Genomic DNA, 1,084 nt, shown 5'->3' on the forward strand with positions numbered 1-1,084 from the left:
AGCATCATGCCGCAGGTCACTCGCACCAAATCCAACCTAAAACGTCTCGCCCATGGGCAGGCTGGTCGCCTGCGTCTGGCCTCTGAATGCCATAGCTGCTTTGATTGGCTGATGCCGATACTCAACCAGTATCGCCGCGAGTGGTCGGATGTAGAGCTGGACTTTGCCACAGGGTTTGAGCCTGAGCCGCATCATCTATTGATGGAGGGCGATATTGACCTGCTGATCACCACCAGTGATTTACCGATAGAGGGTATCAGCTATCAGCCACTGTTTGAGTACGAGAGCCGCTTGGTACTGTCGCCCACGCATGACTTGGCGGCGCAAGACTTTATCGCGCCTCATGACTTAATCGATGAAACCTTGATCGCTTATCCGGTGGAAGCCAAGCGCCTCGATATCATCGCGGGCTTTATGACGCCAAGCGATGTCAGCTTCAAAAATGTCCGTACCACAGAGCTAACGGCGATGCTCATTCAATTGGTCGCCAGTGAGCGCGGAGTTGCGGCTCTCCCTGATTGGGTAGTGGCGGAATACGAGAAAAAAGGCTGGGTGGTATCCCGTCCGTTAGGTAGTGGTGTGCATTGTCAGCTGTATGCCGCAACGCGCACAGCGAGCCAAGATATGGCGTATATGCAGGGGTTTGCGAGTTTGTTAGAGGGTATTGTGAAGCCGTTGTAGGGTTTTATTTACCATAATCACTCTTTATGAGAACAATATTTAGTTTTTGGAGATACTTGCGAGTTGCAGACTAGTCCATACTCTAACTAAATACTGCGTCTTTCATAGTATGATTTTTACTAAAGGCTTAGAACACGTATACATTTAAAGAAATACTACTGGGTGATTTTCTTGTAGATGCTTTAGAGAAGGATGTATAGATGGTTTAAAGGAGTATACAGCTAATAATCTATTGGATTTTTTAAGCAGACAGGGAGATAAGAATTTGATGGAGGATTTAGTAAACGGGCTTGGTCGTTGTCCTGAATAAATTTGACTCAGATATACTGAGATGGTTTATAGCAGTATTAATATTTATAATAGATTCTTTTTAAAAGAGTAGACATCATTGGAACATTTATCA

At 45.5% G+C, this 1,084-nt stretch carries 1 protein-coding gene; it reads left to right on the forward strand.

Going from position 1 to position 1,084, the window contains the following annotated elements:
• The coding region (locus ACS8FD_RS16405) for a LysR substrate-binding domain-containing protein (protein ID WP_439276625.1) at positions 1–681 on the forward strand (681 nt) is incomplete at its 5' end.
• Between the last annotated feature and the right edge of the window lie 403 nt (positions 682–1,084).

Source organism: Psychrobacter sp. 1U2, assembly GCF_051847575.1.